Genomic DNA, 3111 nt, shown 5'->3' with positions numbered 1-3111 from the left:
GCGACTCATGCACCACTACTCACACCAGCCTCAGTGGTCCCAGCCAAACCAGAGCGCAGACCCATATAAAGAACCCCGAATATGGGCTAAACGCCCTCTGAGACCTGCATTGTGCGGAAGATCCGGGCCCATGACGGACCCTCAACAGCCTTCCCCAAACCAACCGGTCGGACGCCGACGACGTCGAACAGCACGCCTGTCCGAAGTGTGACGCACCGCCCGGCTCACCGTGCCGCTCGCGCGGCGGCGCGGTCGCCTCCGCCTACCACACCCGACGCTTCACCATGGTGCCCCGGCTGAAGAAGGCACTGCGCGTGCCGACCCCAGCCGACCGCGGCCTGGGCCGGCCGTGGCGCCCGGGCACCCCGCCGCCGGCGCCGATCGACCCGGGCCTGCCGAGCGCGGACATCCGCATTGGGTACGCCCGGTGCTCGACACTCGGACAGGAACTCGACTCCCAGCTCGACGCGCTCGCCAAGCACGGCATCCCCCGCAACAAGATCTTCAGCGAGAAGATCAGCACCCGGGGTGCGGCCGGGTCATCTCCACGGTGTACGAGATGAAGCGGGGCTCGGCCGCGACGCCGCCGAACTCACCGCCCTGGCGGACCAGCTCACCGCCCACGGCCTGGTTCTGGAGATACTCGCCGGGCCCCTGCCCGGCATCTACGACCCCACCGGCCCCGGCAAGCTGCTGTTCGCGTTCTTCGCGGCGATGGCGGAGACCGAGCGGGAGAACCTCCGGGAGTCGACGTTGGAGGGGCTCGACACGGCGGCCCGCAAGGGCAAGCATGGCGGCCGACCGCCGGTCATCACCGAGGACATGCTGCACACCGTGCTCCGCAGGCGGGCGAACGGCGAGTCCGTCGAGCAGATCCAGCCCGATCTGATCATCCCCACTGGCAAGCGCAAGGGAACAGAGCCCTTCCGTCGCCAGCATCTACCGGGGCACTCGCCGAGCACGAGAAACGGGTGGTGTACCCGGAAGCCATCGAGGCGCTCGCCGCTCCTGCCCGAGCGTCACTCTGATTACACAACGTTACCTGTCACTTCGTGGCAGCTTCGGGAGAACAGGGCCTTCGGGGCGGGTAGCGGCGGGGGAAGGCGAGCTACTCGTCGTGGAGTGCGGCGTTTGATCTCCCGGTTCAAGGGTTTCAGGGGGTTGGCGGACTGGATTTTCTTCCAGTGCTGGAGGGGGAGGGCTGCGAAGGCGGTCAGGTCGTCGTTCGCTGCCGGGAGCATCTCTTTCGCCTTGGGGGACTGCTCGCCGGGCGTGTCGGCGACGGTGTCCAGCCGTGGGGACCAGTTCGGGGGGGCGAAGGCGGTGCGGATGGTCGCGGCGGCCGTCTCACAGGCGTTCGGGTATGTGTGGGAAGCAGGTGCGCAGGAAGTGGACGCGGCACCGCTGAGAGGTGGAGGCGGGCGTCGCGCAGCGGGTCGCGGCGGTCGGTTTGCTGTGGTGGCCGGCGGTGGCCAGGCGGACGCCGACCAGGGGTCGGGCGGGGAGCGAGCGCAGGAACTCGCTTCGGAATACTTCGGTCCCGCTGTCGCCTGCGGCGGTTCCCAGGACCTCGCGGCCGCCGTCTTCGGCGGTGCCGGTAGCGGTGGCGGTGGCGACGTCTGGGACACGGTCTGGTGGTTCACCCGGACCGTGCAGTACGCCGCGTCCAGGCGCAGGCAGGGGAGCCTGGTGTGGTCCGGGGCCCCTATGGGTTTGGTCAAGCTGATGGGGCGGGTTGGGGTTCGTAGAAGGTGCCGTCGCGGAGCATCGCGAACAGGAAGTCGGCTCGTCGTCTGGCGAGGCAGAGGAGGGCTTGGGCGTGGTGTTTGCCCTGGCTGATCTTCTTGTCGTAGTAGGTGCGGGAAGCCGGGTCGGCCAGGGCGGCGAACGCGGAGAGGAAGAAGGACCGTTTGAGCTGCTTGTTTCCCCTCCGGGACGATTGTTCGCCGCGGATCGAGGAGCCGGAACTGCGGGTCGCGGGGGCGAGGCCGGCGTAGGCGGCGAGGTGGGCGGCTGACGGGAAGCTGGATCCGTCGCCGACGTCGATGAGGATGCGGGCTCCGGTCCTGACGCCGATCCCCGGCATGGACGTCAGGACCTTGGAAAGAGGGTGTGCCTCCAGCAGTTCCTCGATCCTCGAGCGAGGAGTTTTCGCTGGTCAAGCACGACCTGGAGCGAACTGGCGAGGCTGGGAACGCTTAGTGCGGCCGCGTTGGTGCCCAGGACGACGGTCTGTTCGTCCAGCGCGGTGAAGATGTCCTCGACCAGCCGCTCGGCCATCCGCGATGCCTTCGGACGTATCAACGTCACGAGCCGACGCCGTCCGGCCTTGCGGATCTGGCCCGGGGAACCGAACTGGTTGAGGAGCTTGAGCACGGCTGGATGCTGCACTCGCGGGCCCAGGACCCGTTCAAGCGACGGATGGATCTGTGTCAACAGACCCGCAGCCGGTTGCTGATGGGGGTGGCTTCGCCGACCAGGTCGTCGTCGAAGCCGACGATCATCTCCAGCTCGGCGATGGTCTCGTCCTTGAGGTCGACCGAGCGGAGCGTGTGGGGCATGACGCGGGCGGCGTCCGCGATGACAAAGGCGTCGCGGGCGTCGGTCTTGACCTCGCCCGGGTAGAGATCGGCGGTCCGCCGCATCGTCAGTCCGGGCAGATAGGCGACCGGGCAGCCCATGTCTCTCGCGACGGCCTGTGGCAGGGCGCCGATGGAGGCTGGCTGGTCGACCACGACGAGCACGGTCCCATGCTTGGCCTGCAGCTTTCCGAAGACCTCGTGGAGCTCAATGACAGCCTCCCGACCTGCAAAGAAGTCGGTGGTCATGCCCCTAATCAGCGGTCTGTCGGTGCCTCCGGAGCCGGTGACACGCCCCCCCAAGACATGCGATCCAATGCCGTTGCGTTAAAGCGAGTATTGGATTGTGATCAATCTGCGGGTTCGCCCTCGTGGTCGCGCCGGATACGGTAGATCATGTTGTGTGATGCGCGTGCAACTGGCTGGTGCCGAGGGGGAGTTCATTTGGCCGTACCTGCCGGCGGCGAGTGCGGCCCGTGCCCCGAGCGGCGGTGACGGCAGTTCGAGGGCGTGATCTGGCGATTTCGGACGG

At 67.7% G+C, this 3111-nt stretch carries 3 protein-coding genes and 2 pseudogenes; 2 read left to right on the top strand and 3 right to left on the bottom strand.

Annotated features, from left to right (window positions below; all coding sequences use genetic code 11):
• Nucleotides 1-314 precede the first annotated feature (314 nt).
• Nucleotides 315-563: a recombinase family protein gene (locus tag IF89_RS48600; RefSeq protein WP_234328014.1), complete on the top strand. Its 249-nt coding sequence runs from the start codon at nucleotides 315-317 to the stop codon at nucleotides 561-563.
• Nucleotides 529-732: pseudogene (locus IF89_RS49940) on the top strand (recombinase family protein); the annotation flags it as partial. The gene IF89_RS48600 and the pseudogene IF89_RS49940, both read left to right, overlap by 35 nt.
• A 296-nt stretch (nucleotides 733-1028) precedes the next feature.
• Here IF89_RS49940 and IF89_RS49935 read toward each other — a convergent pair.
• From IF89_RS49935 to IF89_RS39110, 3 genes and pseudogenes are all read right to left on the bottom strand, one after another.
• Nucleotides 1029-1292: a transposase gene (locus tag IF89_RS49935; RefSeq protein ID WP_420707012.1), complete on the bottom strand. Its 264-nt coding sequence runs from the start codon at nucleotides 1290-1292 to the stop codon at nucleotides 1029-1031.
• 55 nt (nucleotides 1293-1347) lie between these two features.
• A complete protein-coding gene (locus tag IF89_RS49930) occupies nucleotides 1348-1566 on the bottom strand; it encodes a transposase (protein ID WP_420707011.1) in 219 nt (72 codons plus the stop codon).
• Between the two features lie 151 nt (nucleotides 1567-1717).
• Nucleotides 1718-2789, bottom strand: a pseudogene (locus IF89_RS39110) (IS110 family transposase); the annotation flags it as partial.
• Between the last annotated feature and the right edge of the window lie 322 nt (nucleotides 2790-3111).

It is taken from the genome of Streptomyces sp. NRRL F-2664, from assembly GCF_000719345.1.
Taxonomy (GTDB): domain Bacteria; phylum Actinomycetota; class Actinomycetes; order Streptomycetales; family Streptomycetaceae; genus Streptomyces.
The sequence above is the reverse complement of the archived record's forward strand: the minus strand, read 5'-3'. Positions and strand labels throughout refer to the sequence as shown.